The organism is Actinoplanes sp. SE50/110, assembly GCF_900119315.1.
Classification (GTDB): domain Bacteria; phylum Actinomycetota; class Actinomycetes; order Mycobacteriales; family Micromonosporaceae; genus Actinoplanes.
In genome coordinates, this window is the sequence record NZ_LT827010.1 from 4,384,069 (window position 1) to 4,408,001 (window position 23,933).

Below are 23,933 nucleotides of genomic sequence, written 5' to 3' on the forward strand. Positions count from 1 at the left end.
CCAGGGCCTCGGCGATCGTGTCGTCGGCGGCCGGGTCGGGGGCCCCCACACGTGCACGGCGACGTCTTCCCAGGACATCCGCAAGGTCTGCCCGCCGGCCAGGGCCGCGCCGAGCGGCAGGCCGACGCTGGTGGTGACGCCGAGGCGTTTCGCGGTCGCGGCGGCCCCGGTGGTCAGGGCGTCGATGTTGCGGCCGCGATCCATGTACTTGGCCGCCCGGTCGACCCGGGTGGCCTTGCCGGCCCGGCGCAGCAGCAGCCAGAACACCACGCCGGCCGCGGCCAGGATGCCGGGCAGCTGGTAGGTGCCCCACGCGGTGCGCCCGAGCGGTCCGGACCGGTAGAGGTTCGAGCCGGATCCGCGGGCGCGCCGCCACAGCACGCGCCGCACGGGTTGAATGACAAGCTGACGGAGGATCCACCGGCGGTGGTGCCGGTCGGCTCAGGCGGGGGTGAGCAGGCCCTCGCGCAGCAGGCGGCGGATCAGGACCAGGCTGTCGTCGCGGTCGAGCGGCAGGTCGCCGGCGGTGTGCGGTTTGCCGTCGAGGACCAGGCGCAGGGCCGGCTCGCAGTACCCGGGGAAGGTCACCGTGTAGCCGGCGGCCCGCACGGTGCCGCCGTCGACGTCGACGCTCAGGCCCGGACGGGCGGTGACCTCGTCGGTGTCGGTGAGCCGCTCGGCGAAGTCGAGCTGGGCCAGCGGGCTCAGCGGCGCCGGGCGGGTGGCCGGCCCGGTCCGCTCGCGCATCCGGGCGGCCACCGCCGCCGGATCGACGGTGGGCAGCCACTCCCGGAGCGCTTCGATCGTCGCGGTCAGCTCGGATTCCGGATTGCGGCGGTACGCCACGGTGGCGCGCAGCCGCGGCTCCTGCACCGCCATCGCCAGCAGTTCCTCGACCAGCGCATACCGGGTCAGACTGCGGATGCCGACGGTCAGATGCAGGGAGCGCACCTGCTCGGTACGGGCGGAGTGCAGCCAGCCGCGCGGCAGGTACAGGGCGTCCCCGGGTTCGAGCACGGTGTCGATCGCCGGCGTGCCCTCCGCGGTCGCCGCCACCTCGTCGGCGTGTCCGCCCCACGGCTGATTCTCGATCGGGTCGCTGAGCACCGGCGGATGGATGATCCACCGTTTGCGGCCCTCGCACTGCAGCACGAACACGTCGTGCGTGTCGTAGTGGGTGGCGAACCCCTGGCTGCCCGGCGGCGTCAGGTACGCGTTGACCTGCAGCGGCCGGTTCAACTCGGCGCCCAGCCGCCCGGTGAACTCGATCAGGGGCGGCCACAGCCGGTGCAGTCCCTGCAGCACCAGGGTGGCGCCGCCGGCGAACAGGCGCATCACGCGTTCGTCATGCACCTGGTCGCCGACCTCGGCCCCGGCCCCGCCGCCACCGGTGTACCGGCCGGCCGGCAGCACCTTGCCGTGCTGCGCCACCCGCAGGAACGGGGTGCGCAGACCACGGCGGCTGAGCAGCTCGTCGACCGCCGGTACGGACAGCAGATCGGTGAAGCCGGCACGGCCGCGGGAGAGCAGGGGCTGCTTTCCCCAGTACGTGTCGGCGAACTCCGCCTCGCCGATCCCGACGGCGCGGGCCAGGGCGCTGGTGGTCATGCCGAGCCGTCGGCTCCGCCGTCGTGGCCCAGCGGGTTCGCGCCGCCGTCGGCCGGGCCCTCGTCCGGGGTGCCCTCGGTGTCGGCGGCACCGTCCGCGCCGCCGTCGTGCCCACCCGGGTACGCGCCGCCGTCGGCCGGGCCCTCGGTGTCCTTGTCCGCAGGGTCGGAACTCACGATGTCGTTCTCATTCAATGCCATGCGGCTCCAGCTACCCAGAATGGATCTTCCTAATCCACCCGGGACGTTTGTCCGCCCGACACCGGGGCAACCGGGGACGCATGCTTCTCGATGACAGTGTCGGCTTGGCGGTCCAAGGGTACGGCTGGCTCCCCACGGTGTGGCGGCGCGCCGGCGGCGGCCCGGTGGTGCAGACCCGGCTGCTCGGGCAGAAGGTGACCGCGCTGCGCGGCCCCGAGGCGGTCCGATTCTTCTACGACGAGTCGCACATCCGGCGGCACGGGGCGCTCCCGGAACCGGTACAGGGCACCCTGTTCGGCAAGGGCGCCGTGCACACCCTGGACGGCGACGAGCACCACGCCCGCAAGGCGATCTTCCTGAACGTGCTCAAGGACCCGCGGCACATCGCCGATCTGGTCGACCGGGCCGGGCGGGCCTGGGACGAGACGGCCGCCGGGTGGACGCCGGGCCGTCCGGTGGTGCTCTTCGACGAGGCGAGCCGGGTGCTGACCCGGGCGGTCTGCGACTGGGCCGGGGTGCCGGTCAGCGACGCCGAGGTGCCGCGGGTGGCGGCCGACCTGACCGCGATGGTGGACGGGTTCGCGACGCTGGGGCCGCGGCACTGGCGGGCCCGGACCGCCCGCGGCCGCCGGGAACGCTGGCTGGAACCGCTGCTCGGGCACAGCTGGATCCGCGGCCTGGACGCGGTCGACATGCTGAACATCCTGCGCCCGACGGTGGCGGTGTCGTGGTTCGTGGCGTTCGCCGGGCACGCGCTGCACCGGTGGCCCCGGCAGGCCGAGCCGCTGCGGGACGGCAACACCGCGTACGCCATCGCGTTCGCGCACGAGGTCCGGCGGTTCTACCCGTTCGCGCCGTTCGTCGGCGGCCGGGCGGTGCGCGACCTGTCCTGGGGCGGGCACGACATCCCGGCCGGGTCGATGGTGCTGCTCGACATCTACGGACAGAACCACGACGCGGACCTGTTCCCGGAGCCTTACCGGTTCAACCCGGCCCGCTTCCTGGGCATCTCGCCCCAGGCTGACGAGCTGATCCCGCAGGGCGGCGGCGACGCGGCGACCAATCACCGGTGCCCGGGAGAGGACGTGGTGGTGATGCTGCTCGCCGACCTGGCGACCCGACTGGCTCGGTGCGACTACTCCGTACCGGAGCAGGATCTGACCATCCCACTGACCCGCATCCCGGCCCGGCCGTGCAGCGGCGTGGTGCTGGTCCCGGCCGCCGCGGAGGTATTCACCCCCGCTGGATGAGGCGGCGCCGGGGCTCCGGCGGCGATTCTCAGGCGCGGCACCTCCCGCGACCTCAGGAGAATCCGATGAGCTCCGAACCTGTCAAACCGTCCGTCAACGCCGGGAAACTGTGGGCCGGTGGCGGGGCCACCGCGGCGGTGGCGGCGCTGATCGCCGTCGCCGGGATCCTGCTCGGGCGCGGCATCTTCGACATCGGCGTGCTCGCCCCGAAGGGCGACGGCGCCTGGGGTGACGCGAGCACCGGCTGGTACGCGCTGGGCGCCGCGGTGGCCGCGCTCGCCGCTACCGGCCTGGTGCATGTGCTGATCCTGACCACCCCGCGGCCGATGCGCTTCTTCGGCTGGGTGGTCGGGCTGGCCACGGTGTCGGCGATGCTGGCGCCGTACGTCACCGACGCCGAACGGGCCGCCAAGGTCTACACGTCCGGCCTCACCATGATCCTCGGCATCGCGATCGGCTCATTGATCGCCGGCGTGGCCCGCTCGGCCACCACCCTGGTGCGGCCCCGGCCGTCCTACCGGTGAGGGGCGCGAGATGACCGCGACCTATCACGTGCTGACCGTGCCGGAGGCGCTGGAGGCGGAGAACGTCGACCAGCAGCGGGGCCTCAGTGGTGCGGAGGCCGACGCCCGCCGGCAGAAGTTCGGGCCGAACCGGTTCGCCGAGGCGAAGCGGGAACCCTGGTGGCGGTCCTTCGCCCGGCAGTACGCCGACCCGATGCAGCTGGTCCTGCTCTTCGCCGGCCTGGGCAGCCTCTACCCGCTGAAACAGTGGGGGACCGGCGTGCTGCTGCTGGCGCTGACCCTGCTCAACGCCGCGCTCGGCCTGCACCAGGAGGGCAAGGCCGCGGCGGCGATCGACGCGCTGCAGAAGATGATGATCGTCAAGGCCCGGGTGCGCCGCGACGGGACGCTGATCGAGGTGCCGGCAGAGGACCTGGTACCCGGCGACGTGGTGCAGCTGGAGGCCGGCGACGTGGTGCCGGCCGACGGGCGGCTGCTGCGCGCGGCCACCCTGGAGATCGACGAGTCGGCGCTGACCGGCGAGAGCCTGCCGGTCGCCAAGAACGTGGAACCGCTGGCCGAGGCGGACGTGGCGCTCGGCGACCGGTCCGACATGGCGTACATGAACACCAACGTGACCCGGGGAGCCGGGGAACTGCTGGTCACCGCGACCGGGATGGGCACCGAGGTCGGCCGGATCTCCAAGATGCTGGCCACCGACAAGGGCGCCGACACCCCGCTGACCCGGCAGTTGGCCAAGCTGACCAACCAGATCCTGATCATCTCGGGGATCGCGCTGCTCGCCTCGGTGCTGATCAACCTGGCCCGGGGCAACGAGTTCACCGTGGTGTTCACCGCGGCGGTGGCGTTCGCGGTGTCGGCCATCCCGACCGGTCTGCCGGCCGTGGTCACCACCATCCTGTCGCAGGGCACCCAGCTGCTGGCCAAGGCGAACGCGATCGTGAAACGGCTGCGGTCGACCGAGACGCTGGGTTCCACCTCGGCGATCAACTCGGACAAGACCGGGACGCTGACCCTGAACCAGATGACCGCGATCGAGATGGTCATCCCGGGGCGGCGGTACGTGGTGTCCGGCAGCGGTTACTCCACACAGGGCTCGATCAAACGGGTGGCCGGGGAGCCGGACACGCCACTGGAGGAGTTCCTGCTGCCGATGATCCTGGCCTCCGACGCGGTGGTGACCGACGGGTCGATGATCGGGGATCCGACCGAGGGTGCGCTGGTCGTGCTGGCGGAGAAGGGTGGGCTCGACGCTCAGGCCACCCGGGAGAGGTATCCGCGGATCGCCGAACTGCCGTTCGACGCCGCGTACAAGCTGATGGCCACATTCCACGAGATGTCGGGAAAGATCCGGTGTTATGTGAAAGGCGCGCCGGATCAGCTGCTCGCCCGCAGCAATGTCACGCCCGACCAGCGCGAACGCTACACGGCCGAGAACGATCGCCTGGCCCGGCAGGGGCTGCGGGTGATGGCCACCGCCTACCGGGACTTCGACAGGCTCGGTGACGACCTGCTGGAGAGCCTGCAGGACCTGACCCCGCTCGCCCTGGTCGGCATCGTGGACCCGCCCCGGCCGCAGGCCAGGGACGCGATCGAGCAGGCGCACGCGGCCGGCATCGAGGTCCGCATGATCACCGGCGACCACGCGGTGACCGCCGCCGCCATCGCCGGCAGGCTCGGCATCCGCGGCCGCGCGATCACCGGCGCCGAGTTCGCCGCGATGAGCGACGAGGAGGCCGACCGGGAGATCGGCGGCATCGGGGTGATCGCCCGGGTCACCCCGGAACACAAGGTGCGCCTGGTCGAGGTGCTCCGGCGTAGGGGCCACATCGTCGCGATGACCGGCGACGGCGTCAACGACGCGCCGGCGCTGAAGAAGGCCGACATCGGCATCGCGATGGGGATCACCGGCACCGAGGTGAGCAAGGAAGCCGCCGCGATGATCCTCACCGACGACGACTTCGCCACCATCGTCAAGGCCGTCGCGCTGGGCCGCGCCCTGTACGCCAACCTGAAGAAGTACATCTTCTTCCAGATGGGCACCCTGGTCGGGATGATCATCACGTTCCTGGTGGCGAGCATCGGCAACATCGCCGCCGGCGTGCCGTTCGTGCCACTGCAGACCCTGTGGCTGAACTTCACCACCCAGATCTTCCAGTCGGTCGGCCTCGGCTACGGCAAGGCCGAGGCGGACATCATGAGTCACCCGCCGCGCCGCTCCGACGAGCCGCTGCTCAGCCGCGCCGCACTGGGCTGGCTCGGCATCCTCGGCCTGATCATGGGCGCGGTGACCCTGGTGGTGATCGGCTGGGCGGACCACGGCCACGACGTCGACTATGCCCGCACCATGGGGCTGACCGCGTTCTCCATCGCCAACCTGGCCTTCTCGCTGACCGTGCGCAGCGACATCCGCTCGGTGTTCAGTCTGGAGACCTTCGGCGACAAACGCTTCGTGGTCACCACCGGCCTGTCCGCCGCCGCGATCGTGCTGGCCACCGAGTTCGGCCTGTTCCAGAAGATCCTGCACACCAGCAGCCTGGGCGTCCGGCACTGGCTGATCTGCCTGCTCGCCGGCGTCGTCGTGGTGATCCCCACCGAGATCCGCAAGGCGGTGCTGCGCCGCCGGAACGGGAGCGCGTGATGTACCTGATGGATATCGCGATCGGCGCCGCGTTCCGCGCCGGCGAGAAGAGCGCCGACACGATCGGGACGCTGCGGTCCCGGCTCGACAAGGAGAGCCTGCGAACGGCGTCCGAGCTCTGGGCACGATGGACCCTGCTCGCCGAGCGGGGTGCCGCCGAACGCGAACGCGGCAGGCGCGGCGCGCAGCGGGCCGTCGACGCCGCCGTCGAACGCCTGGTCCACTCCGAGGTGGTCGGCCGGGTCGTCGACGCCCAGCTGGAACGGGTGCTGACCCTGCTGGAGAACGAGCCGGACCGGATCCGCGCGCTGATCCGCGGACAGCGGGAGAGCATCGTCGGCGAGGCGGTCGGCCGGGTGCGGGCCGGCGCGGCCGCCGGGGACATCGCCGTCGACCGGCTCACCCTGCGGATGTCGCGGCGCGGCGAGACCGCATGACCGGGTACGCCGGGCTGGTCAGCCGGACCTTGGCGTACCTGATCGACACCGTCGCCGTCGCGGCGCTGACCGGGGCCGGGGTGATCGCCCTCGGGGTGGTCGCCTCGGTGGTCGGCTCCGAGGCGCGCGACCTCGCGCGTTTCGTCCTGTCGTCCTATCTGGTGTTCCTGCCCACCCTGCTGGCCCTCTACTGCGCCCTGTTCTGGGGTCTGGCCGGGCGGACCCCCGGGATGGCCCTGCTCGGCGTCCGGGTGGTCCGGGCCGACGGCGCCCCGGTGCGCTGGCCGGCCGCCCTGGTCCGCGCGCTGCTGCTGGCGTACTTCCCGATCGGCGCGCTGTGGCTGATCGTGGACCGCCGGCACCAGGGCCTGCCCGACAAGATCGCCATGACCGCCGTCGTCCGGGAGGGATGAGGCCCGTGCTCACCATCGGTGTCGAAGAGGAGTTCCTGCTGCTCACCGCGGACGGTGCGGTGTCGCCGACGGCCGCCGCGGCGGTCCGCCACGCGCGGCTGCCCGAGCAGATCAAACCTGAATACATGGCCTACCAGCTGGAGACCAGCACCCGGGTCTGCGAGACCCTGGACGAGCTGCGCCGCGACCTGACCCGGCTGCGGCTGATCGCCGCCGACGCCGCCGAACGCGACGGCGCGCTGCTGGTCGCGACCGGCTCGGCGCCGCTGGACGGCGGCCCCCGGCAGGCGCTCACCGACGATGCACGCTACCGGGACCTGGCCCGCCGGTTCCCGGACGCGACCGCGGCGGGCGGCACCTGCGGCTGCCACGTGCACGTCGGGGTGCCCGACCGGGAGCTGGCCACCGCGGTGCTCACCCGGCTGCGGCCCTGGCTGGGCGCGCTGCTGTCGCTCGCGGTCAACTCGCCGTACTCGGGCGCCGCCGACACCGGCTGGGCCAGCTCCCGCTACCCGGCCCAGCTGCGCTGGCCGACCTGCCGGCCGCCCGGGGTGTGGCCCAGCGCCGACCGGTACGACGCCGCGGTGCGCGACCACGTCGACGCCGGCATGGCGACCGACGCGGCGAGCGTGTACTTCTGGGCCCGGCTTTCGCCCCGCTACCCGACCATCGAGGTGCGCATCGGTGACACCGGGCTGGACGTGGCCGACTCGGTGCTGCTCGCCGGGGTGGTCCGGGCGCTGGTCGCGGCGCTGCTCGACGACGTGCGGCGGGGCGAGAAGATCGTGCCGGTGGCGTCGGCCCGGGTGGAGGCGGACCTGGAGCTGGCCGCCCGGGGACGGCTCGGGCACGGGCGGCGGCTGCTCGAGAAGATCACGCCCTACCTGGCCGGCGATGTGGGGGAGGTGTACGCCGGGTTCGAGCGGCTGCGCCGGGAGGGCACCGGGGCGGACCGGCAGCGGCGGCTGTGGGCCCGGCACTCCGGTGGCGCCGGGTTCGTCCGGTGGCTCGCGCACGCGACCACGCCGCTGGCCGTGGCGTACTGACGTAAGGAAAAGGAGCCGGTCGGATCACCGACCGGCCCTTTTGCGCACGCTTACCGTTCAGGAATTGAGAAGTTCAGGAATGGAGAATGCGGGACTTCTGCACCTCGACCTCGGCGTCGGTGAGCAGGCCCTCGGCTTTCAGGTCGGCCAGCCGGCGCAGCTGGTCCAGCTTCGCCGTCATCGGATCCTCCTGGTCGACCGGCTCCTGCTCCTGCTCGGCCAGATACTGGTCCTCGGCGTCGTGCCGCGCCCAGCGACCCTGCTGGCGGCGCGACACCCGGTTGGAGACGGCGGTCGCCGTGCCGGCGATCACCGCGGTGCGGGCGATTCCCCTGAGCAGTCCGGGCATCGGGTCACCGCCCGCCGGCCGGGGCGGCAGCCGCCTCGGTCGCGTCCAGCGCGGCCAGCAGCTCCTGGATCGGGATCCGCCCGCCGGCGACCAGCTGCGCACCCGACTCGCGCAGCTCCCGGGCCAGCGGCGCGGCCCACAGGTTCTCGTAGACCAGCAGGGCCGCCGCGGCACCCGGTTGCAGAATCTGCCCGGCTTCGCGCAGATCGTCGCCGCCGAGCATGCCCGACGCCGCGCCGTGGAACGCCCCCAGCCCGTTGAGCTGCAGCTCCCGTCCGTCCAGGGCGACCACCGTGCCGTCCGGCGACTTGCGCACGAACAGCAGGTCCAGCACCCGGATCACCCGCCGGTCGACCAGGTCGAGCAGCATCGGCAGCGCACGGCCGCGCAGGCCGCCCTTCGGGAACTCGATGCAGAGGTAGTCGACCGGTCCCATCTCGTCCAGCCCGCTCATCAGGCGCTCACCGGCTCGAGTCGAGGGCTCGGCGCGGGCTGCGCGGTGGCCGCGGCGGTACGCCGCTGCGTCACCAGGATGTCCACCCCGAGCCCGATCAGCGCGCCGCCGGCGGCCGCGAACAGCGGCACCACCACCAGCATCCCGTACCCGGGCCGGACCGGCCGGCCCAGCAACACGTCGTACGCGTCGGCGGCCCGCCGCCGCGCGATCTGTCTCCTGGTCATGCTTCTCCTCACCTCGTGCTGGTCAGCACTCGTCCGTGGCCGGGCGCACCGGGGATGTGGTTGAGCGCCACGATGGTGCCGCGGGACGCGGCGACCCGGCCGGCCAGGTCGTTCACCCACCGGTGCTCCAGGAGCACGGCGAGCACGTCGGTCTCGTGGTCGGCGAGACGCGCCACCTCCTCGACGTCGGTCGCGGTGATCAGCCCGGTCGCCAGCCGGGCCCAGGCGAGATCCCCGGAAAGCCCGGGCAGCTCGCAGAGCTCGACGGTGCACGCCACGCCCGCGGCGTCGGCGCGCACCACCAGCACGTCGACGATCCGCATCTCGCCGGCCCGGGTGAGCCGGTCCAGGGTCGTCAGCACGCCGTCGTTGAGCCGATCCGCCGGAAAGGACATGATCATGAGTTCGAGCGGGCCCAATGCCATGCGCCCACCCTGCGGCACCGGGCCCGGCCGGGCTTCATCCGCGCAGGGTGAAACCCCGGGCTTCGGGACCGTTCACCCCTGCCGGATGAGGTGCCGGACCGCCCCGGTCAGAGACCGTCGCCGGGTGTCCAGCTCACCGGTGACCGCTGAGGCGGAGGAACTGGCCCGGCTACGGGCCGAGGTGGCGTCGCTGCGCGCCCGGCTGGCCGAGCGGCCGCCCCCGCAGCGCCAGCCCGGGTGGCAACGGCGCACGCTGCGCCGCACGACCGCCGCGGTGCTCGCGGCGATCGCCGCGTTCGCGCTGGTCACCAGCGTGGTCGGGCTGTGGGCGGCGACCACCACGCTGAACACCGAACGGTGGGTCGCGACCGTCGCGCCGCTGCCTCAGGACCCGCAGGTGTCGGCGGCGGTCGCCGAATACGCCAGCAGCCAGCTGTTCGAGGTGCTCGACGTGGAGCATCGGCTGCGCACCGTGCTGCCGCAACAGGCCGCGTTCGTGGCCGGCCCGATCACCGGGCAGATCCGCGACCAGGTCCGCAAGATCATCGGCAACGTGCTGCGCAGCGGCCGGTTCCAGCCGATCTGGATCGACCTCAACCGCCGGGTCCACCAGCGGATGCTCGCCGTCCTCGACGGCCGCAGCGACGTGCTGGCCGCGCGCCACGACCGGATCGACATCGACCTGCTGCCCCTGATCAACCAGGGCCTGCGCGAGGTCGGGGACGAACTGCCCACCCTGTTCGGCAAGCAGATCACGCTGCCCGACCTGAGCAGCGGCGCCATCCCGGACAACCTGCGCCAGCGGGTCGAGGACCAGCTCGGGGTCAGCCTGCCCGCGAACTTCGCGCAGTTCACGGTGTACGACGCGGGCCGGCTCTGGGCCGCCCAGCAGGCCGTCGCCACCGCCGAACGCGACTTGGCGCTGTTCGTCGGCGCCACCGTCGTGCTGCTGATCGCGGCGTATGCGGTCTCCCCGGGCCGCCGGCGCACCACCCTGCAACTCGGCCTGTGGCTGGTGGTCGCCGCGGTCGCGGTCACCGCGATCCTGCGCGCCGTCCGCCGGGAGATCCTCGCCCAGGTGCCGGCCGGCACCTACCGCGACGGGGCGGCCGCCGCGATCACCAGCGTGTTCAGCCTGCTACGGGAACGCGGCACCCAGCTCATCGTGATCGGGACGGTGCTGGCGGTGCTCGCCTATCTGGCCGGCCCCGGACGCCTGCCCCGCTGGCTGCGCACCCAGGTGGTGCGCGGCGCCCGTGGCATCGGCGTCGGCAGCGTCCGGCTGGTGGGTCACGCACCGTCCTGGATCGCCGCCCATCGGGACCCGGTGCGCATCGCCGGCATGGTGGTGGCCGCCATCCTGACGCTGATCCTGTCGTCCTGGACGGCGCTGCTGGTGATCGTGGTCCTGCTGGCGGCGTACGAGGTGGCGGTCACCCTGATCGCCCGCGCGGTCGCCCCGAAGGGGCAGTGGGCGGATCGGGCGCCGAGCCAGGCGCGGTAGCGGCGCAGGGCCCGGCCCTGCAGCGCGGTCTCGGCGGCGAGCGCGACCCGGGGATCGACGCGGGCCGGCCGGCGGGTCACGCTGCCGGTGGAGTCGGACGAGCAGGTCGCCGGTCGCGTCCGCGCCGCCCTGGCCGCGATTCGCGCCGCCGGCACCGGCCGTGCCGGGTCACTATGATCACCGGGGTGAATGCGGAAGCACCCGGATGGCTGGTCGAGCTGTTGCGCCGGCACACCGTCTTCGACGAGATGCTGATGTCGGCCTGGCTGGACAAGGACCCGCCGGAGCGGGCGGTGATCTTCGGCAAGGACGCCCATCTCGGCGGGCCGGCCGGTTGGCTGTCCATGGTGCTGGCAGACGGGGATTACTCACTGCGGCTCAGCGGCCCCGACCGGCCACGGCTGCACGAGGAGCTCAACGAGGACGAGTTCGACGCTGCCGACGACGAGGACACCCGGCCGCTGTTCGTCAGTGTGGCCGGCACAGTGATGAGCACGTACTTCCCGGTGCGCTGCCGGAGCGTGACCCTGTTTCTCAGCGCCGAGTCCGAACTGGAGAACGGCGTGGCGCGCGCCGTGCTGTTCGACCTGTCCACCGGGCCGCTGTTCATCGACCCGTTCCACCTGGACGGCATCCGCCTGGCCGGCGCGGCCGAGGCGGACGCCCTGCGCACCGGGGACCCCGGGATCACCGTGCTGGAGATCCCGGTCGGCTGATCGGCCCGGTGCGGCCGGGCACCGGGTGGTCACCAGTCGTCCACGGCGTTCAGCCCGACGACGCCGTCCCGTGCGCCGACGGCCAGGGTGGCGCCGTCGGGTGCGTACTCGAGCGAGGTGATCGGGCCGTATCGACCGTGCAGGGTGTGGACCGGCAGGCCGGTGCTGGCGTCGAAGATCTGTACGTCGCCGTGCCCGTCGTCCGTCGCGATGCTGTTCCTGATCAGCGGGTTGAACGCGGTCACCGTGGGGCGGGCGTCGCTGCGCAGGAAGCGCACCACTCGGCCGTTGCTGGCATCCCAGATGCCCGGTGGCGCACCGGCAGTGGTGATCGCGAGAGTGTTCCGGGTCAGCGGGTCGAAACGGATCGAGGTGACCCGTCCCGGTATCTTCTCGCCCACGCTGACGCGGGTGCCGTCGCCGCTGTTCCAGACTTCCAGGGCGCCGTCGCCGCCGGCGGCCAGGTGTCCCTCGTTCTGGCAGTCGAACGTCAGGGCGGTGACATCGGTCAGCCCGGTGTGCAGTTCGCGGACGATCCGGCCGGTCTCCGTCTGCAGGATCCGGATCGTTCCGCCGGCGCCGATGGTGGCGACGATTCCTCGGCGGCGCGGATCGAATGCGAAGGTCATGCTGTGCCCGGCCGCCTGGCCCGCGATGCTGAGGACGGACTTGCCGGTTGTCGTGTTCCAGAGACGGAGCAGGCCGTTGGTGCCGGCGGTCGCGAGGATGTCGCGGTTCAGCGGATCGAACTGCACCTCGGTGATCTGCTCATCGCCGGTGACGAGGGTGTGGCGCCGCGCGACGGGGCCGGTGTCCCAGATCTCCACCGCACCGCCGGCACCGGTGACAGCGAAGTTCCCGGAGGCGAACCTGCCGAACCGGCTGAAGGCGACAAGCGTCACCGCGGCCGGTCGGGCGACATGGATCTGCCCCACGCCGGCGGTGTCCGGGTGTCGCCCGAAAAGCGCGCCGGGCCGTGGCGTGATCATGCCGAGCAGCACCAGCGCCACTGCCGCCACCGCCAGCAGCATGGGCCGCCCGGTAAGCACCCCGTCCCGGCGATGTGACCAGCCGTCCCGGGCGGCGTCTTCCGGTCCGACGGCCGGGTCGGGCGCCACGGACGCCGGCGGTGCGCCATGGGCCTTCCGGGATGCCGCGTCACGCGCCTGCTCCCAGCGGTCGGCCCACTCGGCCGGATCGCCGCCGCACGCTCGCACATATGCCTCGACCGTTTCCCACTGCGGTATGTGGTCGCCCCCGGCAGCCTCCGCCAGGGCAGTCCCGGATCGGCCGGTCCGGCGCGCCATCTGCAGGTACTTCGGGGATCCGGCGGCGACTCGCAACTCTCGCAGCTGCAGGGCGAAGGCGGCGGCCGGCCCGGACGACGGATCAAGAGGGCGTTCCGTACGCGACATGTGACCCAGCGTGCCGATAGGTCGTCGCCTCGTGCAAATAGACCGTCGCCGCAGGCGACGTCCTCGGTGCCGCATAGAAACGGGGCAGATGCCGCGGCGATCCGATCGCGGCAACGACGAGCGAGGTGTTCGTCACCAACGGAAGGACACGTTATGGCAACCAGCGACAGCCCGACCCGGTCCGCCTCCGGAGGCGTCCGGACGGCCGGGTGGCGAATCGCGACCGTCACCGCCGTCATCGCGGTGGTCGTGCCCGCGACCGCCGGTGCCGCCTACGCCAGTGGCGGTACCAGCGGCAGGACCAACAACTGCTACTCGACCTGGGGCAACACCGGGTCAAGCGCGCACTGCCTGCCGGCCACGGCCACCGGCTACTACCAGAACCACCTGGTGTGCAACGGTGAGGGTGACAAGGTCAGCAACTGGGTGCTGATCTCGAACGGCGCGACCGTGGACAACTGGGGTCAGCTGAACTGCCGCTTCAAGGCCAGCAGTGCCGATGTCCGCTACCGGGGTTCCAGGTAGTCCCGGGTCGGCGCGGCGGCCGGGCCCGACTCGGGTGGGACGAGGGCCCGGCCGCGCTTTCCCGGACGGATCCGCATCCGCGGCCGGTGGTCCCGGGCGGGCCGGGATCACGCGGTGCGGTGGTCGCCGAAGGCTTCGAGGAGTTCGTCGCGTTCGGCGTCGGTGAGGTTGGTGGAGATCAGGCGGCTGCCCATCCCGTGCAGGCGTTCCGCCAGGCGGTCCAGGTCGCCGTACTCGGTGACCAGGAACAGCGCGGAGGTGCCCGGGATGATCTCGGCGCGCAGGCGGTCCATCTGCTCCTGACTGATGCCGGTGCCTTCGGAGGCCTTGGTGAGGCCGCCGATGCCGGCGCCGACCGCGCTGCCGACCACCGGCATGAAGAACAGGCTGCCGAACACGAAGCCCCAGAACGCGCCCCAGCCGACGCCCTGCCGGTTGCTGTCGTGGGCGTGGTGGGTGTCGGGTTCGGCGGCGCCGGCCGGCCAGCTCACGGTCGCGTGGTCGACGACCTCGACCAGGTTGTCGTCGGCCGCGTAGCGGATGGCGCGGAACGCGTGTTCCGCGCCCTGCGGATCGTCGTACTTCCACACAGTGAACGTCGTCATCGCGCCATCGTCACGGCGCGTCCGGACCGGGCGCCTCATCCTTGGTGGAGGAGGAGGTGAGCAGGACGTTCATCCACCGGGTGCTCGGGTCGATGTCCACCAGCAGGCCCTTGGCCAGCAGGGTGAGCGGGATCGCCAGCAGCGCCCCGAGGCCGCCCAGCACCCAGGCCCAGAAGATCAGCGCCAGGAAGGACACCGTCGCGGACAGCCCGACGGCGTCGCCGACCACCTTCGGCTGGATCACCGACTGGATCACGAAGTTGATCAGGCAGTACAGGGCGATCACGGTGAGCATCAGGTGCGGGCCGCCCTGCAGCAGGCCGAGCAGCGCCGGCGGGATCACGCCGACCACGAAGCCGATGTTCGGGATGTAGTTGGTGATGAACGACAGCAGCCCCCACAGCAGCGGCAGCGGCACCCCGAGCCACCACAGCAGCAGGGTGTCGCAGACCGCCACGATCAGCCCGAAGACCGTGCACACCACCAGGTATCGGCGGGTGCCCCGGGCGAACGAGCGGAGCGCCACGACGACCTGTGGCCGGTCGGCCACCACGGTGGACAGCCGGGCCGGGAAGTCGACCGCGTCCAGGCACATGAACAGCAGCACGGCGACCAGGAACAGGGTGTTGGAGAGCAGCCCGGCGACGCCGCCGAACAGCGACCCGATCACCCGTACGACCGTGTCCGGGGTGGCCCCGGCGACCGCGGAGTGCATCTGCTCGGCGGAGACGCCCAGCGCGCCCAGTCCGCTGACCAGGTCGTCGCGCAGGGCGGCGAACTGTGCCTGGTACTGCGGCATCAGGTCGATCAGCCGGGCCACCGACACCGCCAGGGCGGTGCCGAGGCCGGCCAGGATCAGGTAGGTGACCAGGACGGTGAGGACCGCGGCCAGCCACACCGGCAGGCCGCGCCGACGCAGCCGGCCGGTGAGCGGGGCGACGGTCACCACCAGCATCAGGCCGAGGAAGACCGGTCCGATCAGACCGGCCACCCAGCGCAGCCCGGCCACCACGACGACCAGGCAGGCGAAGCCGAGCAGGACGAGGACACCGCGGGGCAGCACCGCGACCGGCGCCGGCGGCCGCAGCCGCGGGCCGGCCGGGCGCGTGTCAGGCGCGGATCTCACGGCCGTGCGCCGCGACCGCGTAGATGCAGAGCACGTCCAGGGCGATCACGATGGAGCACCAGAACGGATAGGCCGGCAGCATGATCATGTTGGTGAAGGCACTGACCACCCCGATCATGATCGCGATGATCCGCGCCCACATCCGGCCGTAGAGCACGCCGATGCCGGTCAGCACGCTGATCGTGCCGAGGATCAGCTGCGCCCAGGCCCAGAAGGTGAAGTTCAGCGGGATGGCCAGGGCGTCCGCGGTGGCCTGGGCCAGGTCGTCGCGGGCCAGCATCACCACCCCCTCCAGCACCTCGAAGCCGCCGGTCAGCAGCAGGGTGACGCCGGCGAACAGCACCATGCCCACCCACGGCGACGGCGGCGGGCTGGTGCGCTGGTAGTCGTAGCGGCTCATCGGCTCTCTCCCACCGAGGTCAGGCAGACCACCTGGACACCGGAGCGGTCCAGGCGGGTCAGCAGACGTTCCAGGTCGTGCTCGGAGAGCCGGCCACGGATCGTGCTCTGCCGGGGCATGGTGCGGATCCGCAGGTCGCCCAGGGTCCGCCGGAGCAGTGGCCCGAGGAATCCCCGGACCCGGATCTCGTATCGCTCGCGCATGGTCCGACCCTGGTCGCGCCGCGCGGCCCGGGCATCGTCCGCCGCGGGTGAACGCCCCGGACGGATCGAGAGAAGTCATTCGCCGGTGATGAGGATGGCCGCGCCGGGCCGTGGCTGACTTGGCCTCACCAAGCGGAAGGAGCACGTCATGGCAACACTGGTCGCCATCGGGTACCCCGACGAGACCACGGCGACGGCGGCGTCGCTGGAGGCGAACCGGCTGGCCAAGGACCTGATCATCCAGCCGGACGCGATCGCCACGATCATCCGGGACCGGGAGGGCAAGTTCCACGTCTCGACCAACCATCACGCGGTGGGCGGCGGCGCTACCTGGGGCATGTTCTGGGGTCTGCTGTTCGGGATGCTGTTCTTCATCCCGGTTCTGGGCATGGCGGTCGGCGCCGGTCTGGGCGCCCTCACCGGCAAGCTCGCCAAGGGCGCGATCAACAAGGAGTTCCAGGAGCGGATCCGCGACGAGCTGCAGCCGGGCACGTCCGCGCTGTTCCTGGTGGTCGAGTCGGTCACCCCGGACAAGGCGGTGGAGGCGCTGAGCCACTACGGCGGCACGGTGCTCAAGTCGTCGCTGCCGAAGGAGACCGAGGAGGAGCTCCAGGAGGCGCTGCACGGGGGCGCCCAGCGGTAGGTCGCGGGACCCGAGCGAAACGCCGTCCGGATACTGTCCGGGCGGCGTTTCATCCGTTCCGGGGGACGTCCGCTGACCTGGGCATGTTCAGCCTGACGGCATGGACGCAACCGAGCATGCCGAACAGCGGCGCCTCACCGACGCCGACAGCGGAGCCGTCGACTGGCGACGCTGGGGGCCCTATCTCAGCGAACGGCAGTGGGGCACGGTCCGGGAGGATTACAGCCCGGGCGGGGACGCGTGGGACTACCTGAGTCACGATCAGGCGCGGTCCCGGGCGTATCGATGGGGCGAGGACGGGATCGCCGGGTTCAGCGACGACCACCAGCGGCTCTGCCTGGCGGTCGCGCTGTGGAACGGGCGGGATCCGATCCTCAAGGAGCGCTTCTTCGGCCTGACCAACGCCGAGGGCAACCACGGCGAGGACGTCAAGGAGTACTACTTCTACACCGACGCCACGCCGACCCACTCGTATCTGAAGATGGTCTACAAGTATCCGCAGCACGAGTTCCCGTACACCGGGCTGGTCGAGGGCAACCGGGCGCGCGGGCGCGGCGAGTTCGAGTACGAGCTGCTCGACACCGGGATCTTCGCCGAGGACCGGTACTTCGACGTGGTCGTCGAGTACGCGAAGGCCGGGCCGGAGGAGATCCTGACCCGGGTGACCGTGCACAACCGCGGGCCGGAGGAGGCGGTGCTGCACGTGCTGCCGACGGTGTGGTTCCGGGCGACCGCGGATCAGGGGTTGCTGGTCCGCGACGGCGGCGCGGTCCGCGCCGAGCAGGGCTCGCTCGGCCAACGCTGGTGGACCTGCCTGGGCGACCCGACGGTGCTGTTCACCGACAACGCCGACGGGCGCAAGGACGCCATCGGCCGCTGGCTCATCCAGGGCGAGAAGGAGGCGGTCAACCCCGGCGAGGCGGGGAGCAAGGCCGCCGCGGTGGTCACGGTGACGGTGCCACCGGGGGGCTCCCACGTCGTACGGGCGATGCTCTCCGATCGTCCGTCCACCGGGAGTGACCAGGATTCCCGGAGCTTCGACGAGGTCGTCGAGGCGCGCCGCGCCGAGGCCGACGAGTTCTACCGTAACCTGTTCGCGCCCGCCCTCGGGGAGCCGGAGCGGCAGGTGGCCCGGCAGGCGCTGGCCGGGATGATCTGGTCCAAGCAGTACTTCGGCTACGACGTCGAGCAGTGGCTGATCGAGCACGGCCGGGATCCGCTGGACGCGCCCGGCATCCGCAACGGCGAGTGGTTCCACCTGGACGCCCACGACATCATCTCGATGCCGGACACCTGGGAGTACCCCTGGTTCGCGGCGTGGGATCTGGCCTTCCAGGCGGTGGCGTTCAGCGTCGTCGACCTGAACTTCGCCAAGAGCCAGCTGGACCTGCTGCTGAGCCGGCGCTATCTGCATCCCAACGGCCAGATTCCGGCGTACGAGTGGAATTTCAGCGACGTGAATCCGCCGGTGCACGCCTGGGCCTGCTACCTGGTCAACGAGCTGCAGAAGGCGCGGACCGGGCAGGGTGACCACGACTGGCTGGAACGGGCCTTCCACAAGCTGGCCAAGAATTTCACCTGGTGGGTGAACCGCAAGGACGTCGACGGGCGCAACGTGTTCCAGGGCGGCTTCCTGGGCCTGGACAACATCGGCGTCTTCGACCGCAGTGCCCCGCTGCCCACCGGCGGCCACCTGGATCAGGCCGACGGCACCGCGTGGATGGCGCTGTACTGCCAGAACATGTTGCAGATCGCCCTGGAGCTGGCCGGGCGCGACCCGGTCTACCTGGAGCAGGCGCAGACCTACTTCGAGCACTTCGCCTACATCGCGGCCGGCAGCCGGTCGATGTGGGACGAGGAGGACGGGTTCTACTACGACCTGCTGCGGATGCCCGACGGCTCGTCGCGGACGCTGCGGGTCCGGTCGATGGTGGGACTGCTGCCGCTGGCCGCGACGACCGTCTTCGACCGGACGCTGATCGATCGGCATCCCGAGGTGCTGGCCGACGCGCAGGAGTTCCTGGCCCGGCATGAGACGCTGCGGCTCAGTGACGGGCCCGGCCGGCTGCTGGCCCTGTTCGACGCCGACCGGCTGCGCCGGGTCCTGGCCCGGATGCTGGACGAGAACGAGTTCCTCAGCCCGTACGGGCTGCGGGCGCTGTCGAAGTTCCACGAGGCGCACCCGTTCGAGTTCCGCGTCGGCGACCAGGTGTTCAGCGTCTCCTACCAGCCGGCCGAGTCGGACAGCGGGATGTTCGGCGGCAACTCGAACTGGCGGGGACCGATCTGGTTCCCGGTGAACGCGCTGGTGATCCGCGCGCTGCTGAACCTGTACGTCGGATACGGCGACGAGTTCACCGTGGAGTGCCCCACCGGCTCCGGGCAGCAGATGACCCTGTTCGAGGTGGCCCGGGAGCTGTCCGCGCGGCTCACCCGGATCTTCCTGCCCGGCGAGGACGGTGCGCGGCCGTGCTACGGCGGCCAAACGATCTTCGCGACGGAGCACTGGCGAGACCTGATCCTGTTCTCCGAGTACTTCCACGGCGACAACGGGGCCGGTCTGGGCGCCGCCCACCAGACCGGCTGGACCGGGCTGGTCGCCGTGTTCCCCAACCTGTTCGCCGGTCTGACCGGCCAGGATCTGCTGGCCGGCGGGATGGCCGGCGTGTTCCGGAAGTTCTCCGGGGAGGGTGCGGCGCCGCGATGAATCCGGTGATCTACGAGATCGACACCTGGCCCTGGCTGGCCGGCCTGGGCCGCACCCTGGGTGACGTCCCGGACGAGGTGTGGGATCAGGTGTGCGTGCCCGGGCTCGACGCCGTCTGGCTGATGGGGGTGTGGGAGCGCAGCCCGGCCGGACTCGAGGTGGCCCGCACCAACCGGGAACTGCAGGAGTCCTTCCGGGAGGCGCTGCCCGACCTGGCCGGGTCGGACGTGGTCGGCTCGCCGTACTGCGTGCGCCGCTACCGGGTGGATGACCGGCTGGGCGGCCCGGCGGGCCTGGCCGCGGCCCGTGCGCAGCTGCGCCGGCGCGGGCTGAGGCTGTTCCTGGACTACGTGCCCAACCACGTCGCCCCGGACCATCCGGCGGTGACCGCGCACCCCGACTGGTTCGTGCACATGGACGGGGCGATCGCCAACGGCCGGGACCCGTACTTCCCGCCCTGGCCGGATGTGATGCAGCTGAACGCGTTCGCGCCGGGGATGCGGGCGGCCACGGTGGCCGCGCTCTCCTCGATCGCCGAGCAGTGCGACGGCATCCGGTGCGACATGGCGATGCTGCTGATCAACGAGATCTTCGCGCGGACCTGGGGGGAGCACGTCGGCCCGCCGCCGGAGCGGGAGTTCTGGCCGGAGGTGATCGCGGCGCTGCGCGACCGGCATCCGGATGTCACCCTGGTCGCCGAGGCCTACTGGGACACCGAGTGGACGCTGCAGCAGCAGGGTTTCGACCACTGTTACGACAAGCGGCTCTACGACCGGCTGGTGCACGAGGACGCCGCGTCGATCCGCAAGCATCTGAGCGCCGGGCTGGACTACCAGAACCGGCTGATCCGGTTCCTGGAGAACCACGACGAGCCGCGGGCCGCCGCGACCTTCCCGGACGGGCGGGGGCGGGCCGCCGCGGTGGTGGTCGCGACGCTGCCCGGGGCGACGCTCTGGCACGACGGGCAGTTCGAGGGACGGCGTACCCACTTGCCGGTCTTTCTGGCCAGATATCCGAATGAGGAGTTTAATCTAGAACTGCGCGACTTCTACACACGTGTGGTAGGTGCGGCCGCACCGCTGCGACACGGCCGGTGGCGGCTGCTCGAGACCGGGGCCCCGGATCTGCTGGCCTGGGCCTGGGAAGCGGCCATCGTGGTGGTGAACTTCGCCGATCACTGGTCGCAGGGCTGGGTGACCCTCCCGGAACCGGGCCGGGCGTGGCGGCTCGTCGACCGGCTGGACGGCCGGGTGTTCGACCGGGAGGGCGACGCGCTCTTCGTCGATCTGCCGCCCTGGGGAACGCATGTTCTAGCCGTGAAGTGACGGGACCAGCGCGGACGGTCACGGATTATCCGATCCGGACGATGCGCGTCGATGCCGGCCCCCGGGAGTCTGGACGAGGAGATCGAACGGGGTCGGCCTCGGAGGTAGAACAGACGTGTCCATTGACCTGATCGCGGATTCACCCGGTATATCTGAGCACGACGCGGACGGTTCCCTACTCGCCTCGAAGTTCACGGTCCCGGCCGCGCCGCCGTTCATGGTGGCCCGGCCGGGACTGCTGGACCGGGTGAGTGACGGCGTCCGCGGCCCGGTGACACTGGTCACCGGGCTGGCCGGCAGCGGGAAGACGCAGCTGCTGGCCTCCTGGGCGCGGTCGCGCGCCGTGCCCTGGCCGATCGGCTGGGTCACCTGCGAGAACGGGGACGAGCCGGCGACCACCTTCTGGTCGTACGTCCTGGAGGGACTGCGCCGCGCCGGGGTGCCGGCTCCGGAACCGGCCGTGCCCGGCGCCGCGGCGAGCCGGGCGGTGCTCGCCCGGCTCGCCGCCGTGATCGACCAGCAGCCCACCCCGGTGGTGCTGATCCTGGACGGCGCCGCCCAGCTGCCCGGCCGGGACTGGGCGGCCGGCCTGGAGTTCCTGCTCGCCCACGCGCCGGGGTTGCGGGTGGTCCTCGCGGGCCGGTGGGACCCGCCGCTGCCGCTGTACCGCTACCGCCTGGCCGGGCAGTTGCGCGAGGTGCGCGGCGCCGACCTGGCGTTCACCGCCGAGGAGACGGCCCGGCTGATGGAGCTGCACGGCGTGCCGCTGGCCGGGCCGGACCTGACCGCGCTGGTCGAGCACACCGAGGGGTGGGCGGCCGGGATCCGGCTCTGCGCCTGCGCGATGCAGGGCAGCGCCGACGTCACCCGGATGGTCGCCACCATCTCCGGCGACGAGTCGACCATCGCCGAGTACTTCATCGGGGAGGTGCTGCGTACCCAGCCGCCGGCGATCCGCCGGTTCCTGCTGGAGACCAGCGTGCTGGACACCTTCTCCGCGGACCTGGCCGCCACGGTCACCGCCCGGCCCGACGCGGCCCGGCTGCTCGCCGCGCTGACCCGGGAGAACGCCTTCATCCAGCCGGTCGGCGACGGCACCGACCTGTACCGCTACCACCGGCTCTTCGCCGAACTGTTGCGCGCCCAGCTGACCTGGCTCGAACCGGACCAGGTGACGGTGCTGCACCAGCGGGCCGCGGGCTGGCTGTCGCGCAACGGACGGCTCGCCGACGCGGTCGGGCACGCGGTCGAGGCCGGCGACTGGGGCGCCGCGGCGGCCCTGGTGATCGAGGACTTCGCCATCGGCCGGTTGATCGTGGAAGGCACCGCCGGGCGGCTCGGAGGACTGCTCGCCGCGCTGCCCGAGAACCTCGACCTGCCCGAGGTGGTGATGGTGCGGGCCGCGCTGGCCTGGGGCGACGCCCGGCTGGACGCCGCGCGTGAGCTGTTCGCGCTGGCCGGCAACCTGCTCGCGACCCGGGGCGGCGACTGCGGGGAGGGCATGACCCTGAGCAGCTTCGTGATGCAACTGCTGCTGCTGGCCGGCGGCCCGGACCCGGAGCGGGTGGCCGAACTCGCCCCGGTCGCGACCGCGTTCCTGGCCGTGGCGCCGATCCGCAAACTGGCCCGGCACCCGGAGCTGCGGGCCGTGCTGCTGGCCGCCGAGGGGACCGCGAGCAGCGCCGCCGGCGACGTGACCGGCGCGGTCGAGGTGCTGACCGACGCGGTGGCCGCCGTCCCGCCCGGCGACGAGGCACTCAAGGTGGACTGCCTGCGACTGCTCGCGGTGCTGGAGGCGCACCGCGGCCGGCTGGGCCGAGCCGAGAACGCCGCACGACAGGCCGTCGACCTGGCCGGGCAGTGCGGGCTGCCGGCCGGGCGCCGGCCGATCGCCGCCCAGGTGGCCCTGGCCTGGGTGGCCCTGGAACGCTTCGACATCGAGGCCGCCGACCGGCACCTGCGCGGTGCCGGCGCCGGCACCGATCCGGTGGCGGCCGCGGCGTACGCCGTGGTCCGGTCCCGGCGCCTGCAGGTCCGCGGCGAGCTGCGCAGCGCGCTGAACGTGCTGACCCCGGTCCCCGGCGCGCCGGCCTGGCTGCGCCGGGAGATCGAGCTGGGTCGCGCCCGGCTGCTGCTGGGCGCGGGCCGGCTGGACGACGCGGCCGCGGTGCTGGCCGACTGCCCGCAGCCGTCCCCGGACGTCGCGGTGGTGCAGGCCGCGCTGGCCCTGGCCCGCGGCGAATCCGACCGGGCGCACGAGGTGGCCCGCACGGTCGCCGACGCCGCAGGGGTGACGGCGCCGGTGGCCCTGGACGCCTGGCTGCTGCTGGCGATGCTGGCGGCCAGTTCGGACGACGAGACCGGCGCGCGGGAGGCGCTGCGCCGGGCGTTGCGGGTGGCCGGCCCGGAGAACGTCCGGCGGCCGATCCACCAGGTCTGGGGGACGCTGCGCCGGGTGCTGCGCGACGACGAGAAGCTCGCCGCGGTCGGCGGGCCGCAGCCGGGCTCGGCGGTCGCCGAGCCGGTGCTGGTGGAGGCGCTGAGCAAGCGGGAGCTGGACGTGCTGCGCGGGATGGCCGAGATGCTGCCGACCGAGGAGATCGCCGCCTCGATGTACGTCTCGGTGAACACCGTCAAGACGCACGTCCGCAGCATCCTGCGCAAGCTCTCCGCGTCCCGGCGCAACGAGGCGGTGCGCCGGGCGCGGGCCCTCAATCTGCTTTAGCCCTGGGTACGCCGGACATCCCGGCCGTGCACGGCGAGGGCGAAGATGACCAGCACCTCGGTGCAGATCAGGATGGTGCACCACAGCGGGGCGGCGGCCAGGAACATGAAGTGCACCAGGGCGCCGAGGAAGGCGATCAGGATCCCGATGATCCGGCCCCAGAGCCTGCCGAGGAGCACCCCGGCCCCGCCGGCCAGGGCGATCAGGCCGAGCAGCAGGTGCCCCCAGCCCCACACCCGGTAGTCCGTCTCGATCAGCAGGCCGTCCGGGCTGACCAGATGGAACTCCTGATGATGGAGGGCCACCGCGCCCTCGGTGACCTGGAAGACGCCGAGGGCGATCAGCATGATGCCGGCGAACGCGACCACTCCGGTCCAGTCCGTGGCGGGCGGGGCCGGGGAGTCGGCGCCGGCGGGACGTTCACTCGCGTAACTGTTCGACATGACGTTCAGCAGACCGCCGGGG

25 protein-coding genes are annotated in these 23,933 nt (G+C 72.2%); 13 read left to right on the top strand and 12 right to left on the bottom strand.

Features of this window, described 5'->3' with window-relative positions; genetic code table 11:
- Positions 1–441: 441 nt before the first annotated feature.
- Positions 442–1,608, bottom strand: a complete 1,167-nt coding sequence (locus tag ACSP50_RS19290; RefSeq protein ID WP_014690933.1) for a cupin domain-containing protein — start codon at positions 1,606–1,608, stop codon at positions 442–444.
- Positions 1,605–1,808, bottom strand: a complete 204-nt coding sequence (locus ACSP50_RS19295; protein WP_014690934.1) for a hypothetical protein — start codon at positions 1,806–1,808, stop codon at positions 1,605–1,607. Before ACSP50_RS19295 ends, ACSP50_RS19290 begins: the two co-directional genes overlap by 4 nt.
- Positions 1,809–1,912: 104 nt before the next feature.
- Here ACSP50_RS19295 and ACSP50_RS19300 point away from each other — a divergent pair, with 104 nt between their 5' ends.
- The 6 genes from ACSP50_RS19300 (at position 1,913) to ACSP50_RS19325 (ending at position 8,119) form a co-directional block, all read left to right on the top strand.
- Positions 1,913–3,058 carry a cytochrome P450 gene (locus ACSP50_RS19300; protein ID WP_231956975.1) on the top strand — a complete coding sequence of 382 codons (1,146 nt, stop codon included), beginning with the start codon at positions 1,913–1,915 and terminating at the stop codon, positions 3,056–3,058.
- A gap of 65 nt (positions 3,059–3,123) precedes the next feature.
- Complete coding sequence (locus ACSP50_RS19305; RefSeq protein ID WP_014690936.1) at positions 3,124–3,582, top strand: DUF6069 family protein; 459 nt, start codon at positions 3,124–3,126, stop codon at positions 3,580–3,582.
- A 10-nt stretch (positions 3,583–3,592) separates the two neighbouring features.
- The gene (locus ACSP50_RS19310; protein ID WP_014690937.1) at positions 3,593–6,223 is read left to right on the top strand and encodes an HAD-IC family P-type ATPase; all 2,631 of its coding nucleotides are present in this window, start codon (positions 3,593–3,595) and stop codon (positions 6,221–6,223) included.
- Complete coding sequence (locus tag ACSP50_RS19315) at positions 6,223–6,660, top strand: hypothetical protein (protein WP_014690938.1); 438 nt, start codon at positions 6,223–6,225, stop codon at positions 6,658–6,660. Before ACSP50_RS19310 ends, ACSP50_RS19315 begins: the two co-directional genes overlap by 1 nt.
- Positions 6,657–7,073 carry an RDD family protein gene (locus ACSP50_RS19320; RefSeq protein WP_014690939.1) on the top strand — a complete coding sequence of 139 codons (417 nt, stop codon included), beginning with the start codon at positions 6,657–6,659 and terminating at the stop codon, positions 7,071–7,073. The genes ACSP50_RS19315 and ACSP50_RS19320 overlap by 4 nt, the downstream gene beginning before the upstream one ends.
- Positions 7,070–8,119: a YbdK family carboxylate-amine ligase gene (locus ACSP50_RS19325; RefSeq protein WP_043511727.1), complete on the top strand. Its 1,050-nt coding sequence runs from the start codon at positions 7,070–7,072 to the stop codon at positions 8,117–8,119. Before ACSP50_RS19320 ends, ACSP50_RS19325 begins: the two co-directional genes overlap by 4 nt.
- Before the next feature lie 73 nt (positions 8,120–8,192).
- Here ACSP50_RS19325 and ACSP50_RS19330 read toward each other — a convergent pair whose 3' ends face one another.
- From ACSP50_RS19330 to ACSP50_RS19345, 4 genes are read right to left on the bottom strand one after another with little or no spacing between them, the layout of a single operon-like run.
- A complete protein-coding gene (locus ACSP50_RS19330) occupies positions 8,193–8,468 on the bottom strand; it encodes an SHOCT domain-containing protein (RefSeq protein ID WP_014690941.1) in 276 nt (91 codons plus the stop codon).
- 4 nt (positions 8,469–8,472) lie between these two features.
- Positions 8,473–8,922 carry a DUF6325 family protein gene (locus tag ACSP50_RS19335; protein ID WP_014690942.1) on the bottom strand — a complete coding sequence of 150 codons (450 nt, stop codon included), beginning with the start codon at positions 8,920–8,922 and terminating at the stop codon, positions 8,473–8,475.
- Entirely contained in the window at positions 8,922–9,149 is a 228-nt protein-coding gene (locus ACSP50_RS19340; protein ID WP_014690943.1) for a hypothetical protein, read from the bottom strand. The genes ACSP50_RS19335 and ACSP50_RS19340 overlap by 1 nt, the downstream gene beginning before the upstream one ends.
- An 8-nt stretch (positions 9,150–9,157) precedes the next feature.
- A complete protein-coding gene (locus tag ACSP50_RS19345; RefSeq protein WP_014690944.1) occupies positions 9,158–9,574 on the bottom strand; it encodes a DUF6325 family protein in 417 nt (138 codons plus the stop codon).
- Between the two features lie 124 nt (positions 9,575–9,698).
- Here ACSP50_RS19345 and ACSP50_RS19350 point away from each other — a divergent pair, with 124 nt between their 5' ends.
- Entirely contained in the window at positions 9,699–11,078 is a 1,380-nt protein-coding gene (locus ACSP50_RS19350; RefSeq protein ID WP_231956976.1) for a hypothetical protein, read from the top strand.
- Between the two features lie 185 nt (positions 11,079–11,263).
- Entirely contained in the window at positions 11,264–11,794 is a 531-nt protein-coding gene (locus ACSP50_RS19355) for a hypothetical protein (protein ID WP_155123559.1), read from the top strand.
- Between the two features lie 29 nt (positions 11,795–11,823).
- On the opposite strand, the gene ACSP50_RS19360 is transcribed toward ACSP50_RS19355, so the two are convergent.
- Positions 11,824–13,209, bottom strand: coding sequence for a helix-turn-helix domain-containing protein (locus tag ACSP50_RS19360; RefSeq protein WP_014690947.1), 1,386 nt, complete (start codon positions 13,207–13,209; stop codon positions 11,824–11,826).
- Positions 13,210–13,362: 153 nt separating this feature from the next.
- Between ACSP50_RS19360 and ACSP50_RS19365 the strand changes: the two genes are divergently transcribed.
- Positions 13,363–13,734, top strand: coding sequence for a hypothetical protein (locus tag ACSP50_RS19365; RefSeq protein WP_014690948.1), 372 nt, complete (start codon positions 13,363–13,365; stop codon positions 13,732–13,734).
- A 107-nt stretch (positions 13,735–13,841) separates the two neighbouring features.
- Here ACSP50_RS19365 and ACSP50_RS19370 read toward each other — a convergent pair whose 3' ends face one another.
- Genes ACSP50_RS19370 through ACSP50_RS19385 form a run of 4 tightly spaced genes read right to left on the bottom strand, consistent with a single transcriptional unit; the run spans position 13,842 to position 16,068 of the window.
- Complete coding sequence (locus tag ACSP50_RS19370) at positions 13,842–14,339, bottom strand: DUF1269 domain-containing protein (RefSeq protein ID WP_014690949.1); 498 nt, start codon at positions 14,337–14,339, stop codon at positions 13,842–13,844.
- 10 nt (positions 14,340–14,349) lie between these two features.
- Positions 14,350–15,465, bottom strand: a complete 1,116-nt coding sequence (locus tag ACSP50_RS19375) for an AI-2E family transporter (protein ID WP_014690950.1) — start codon at positions 15,463–15,465, stop codon at positions 14,350–14,352.
- Positions 15,449–15,865 carry a hypothetical protein gene (locus ACSP50_RS19380; RefSeq protein ID WP_014690951.1) on the bottom strand — a complete coding sequence of 139 codons (417 nt, stop codon included), beginning with the start codon at positions 15,863–15,865 and terminating at the stop codon, positions 15,449–15,451. Before ACSP50_RS19380 ends, ACSP50_RS19375 begins: the two co-directional genes overlap by 17 nt.
- Positions 15,862–16,068, bottom strand: coding sequence for a hypothetical protein (locus ACSP50_RS19385; protein WP_014690952.1), 207 nt, complete (start codon positions 16,066–16,068; stop codon positions 15,862–15,864). The genes ACSP50_RS19380 and ACSP50_RS19385 overlap by 4 nt, the downstream gene beginning before the upstream one ends.
- Before the next feature lie 148 nt (positions 16,069–16,216).
- Between ACSP50_RS19385 and ACSP50_RS19390 the strand changes: the two genes are divergently transcribed.
- The 4 genes from ACSP50_RS19390 to ACSP50_RS19405 all read left to right on the top strand — a co-directional run bounded on the left by ACSP50_RS19390 (position 16,217) and on the right by ACSP50_RS19405 (position 23,468).
- On the top strand, positions 16,217–16,711 hold the full coding sequence (locus ACSP50_RS19390) for a DUF1269 domain-containing protein (RefSeq protein ID WP_014690953.1): 495 nt from the start codon (positions 16,217–16,219) through the stop codon (positions 16,709–16,711).
- 100 nt (positions 16,712–16,811) lie between these two features.
- The gene (locus ACSP50_RS19395; RefSeq protein WP_014690954.1) at positions 16,812–19,418 is read left to right on the top strand and encodes a glucosidase; all 2,607 of its coding nucleotides are present in this window, start codon (positions 16,812–16,814) and stop codon (positions 19,416–19,418) included.
- The gene (locus tag ACSP50_RS19400) at positions 19,415–20,743 is read left to right on the top strand and encodes an alpha-amylase (protein WP_014690955.1); all 1,329 of its coding nucleotides are present in this window, start codon (positions 19,415–19,417) and stop codon (positions 20,741–20,743) included. Before ACSP50_RS19395 ends, ACSP50_RS19400 begins: the two co-directional genes overlap by 4 nt.
- Before the next feature lie 115 nt (positions 20,744–20,858).
- A complete protein-coding gene (locus ACSP50_RS19405) occupies positions 20,859–23,468 on the top strand; it encodes a LuxR C-terminal-related transcriptional regulator (RefSeq protein WP_014690956.1) in 2,610 nt (869 codons plus the stop codon).
- Here the strand turns inward: ACSP50_RS19405 and ACSP50_RS19410 are convergent.
- On the bottom strand, positions 23,465–23,911 hold the full coding sequence (locus ACSP50_RS19410; RefSeq protein WP_014690957.1) for a hypothetical protein: 447 nt from the start codon (positions 23,909–23,911) through the stop codon (positions 23,465–23,467). The two genes, ACSP50_RS19405 and ACSP50_RS19410, sit on opposite strands and share 4 nt — an antisense overlap.
- Positions 23,912–23,933: the final 22 nt, after the last annotated feature.